We start from the raw sequence: 321 nt of genomic DNA, 5'->3' as shown, positions 1-321 counted from the left end.
TTTGAAATACCAGATTGCCGGTCTAAAATTTCCTCCTTTCCTTTACCTGTAATCAGGAAACAAAAAGACGCTTTGCGGGATGAATGGCGTTGGTTTTTGTTTTAATGTCGTTTTTTCTACCTAACTAGCCCACGACACTGGAGGCCTTCTCATTGATCCAATCCCAGGCTCCTGCGATCCTGTCCGAGGCCCAGCTGAACGGAGACCACATCGACTCTCCTACGCCTGCGAGGGCATTAGCAATCATCTCTGGAATTCCACCGAACCAGCCCACGACACTGGAGGCCTTCTCCTTGATCCAATCCCAGGCTCCTGCGATCC

1 protein-coding gene is annotated in these 321 nt (G+C 50.5%); it reads right to left on the bottom strand.

Annotated features, from left to right (window positions below; genetic code table 11):
- Positions 1–124 precede the first annotated feature (124 nt).
- Positions 125–321, bottom strand: a 197-nt coding sequence (locus tag EZM41_RS05825) for a hypothetical protein (RefSeq protein WP_198470190.1), incomplete at its 5' end; no start/stop codon positions are given.

Source organism: Acetomicrobium sp. S15 = DSM 107314 (assembly GCF_016125955.1).
Lineage (GTDB): Bacteria > Synergistota > Synergistia > Synergistales > Thermosynergistaceae > Thermosynergistes > Thermosynergistes pyruvativorans.
This window is presented reverse-complemented; position numbering and strand designations above follow the sequence as displayed.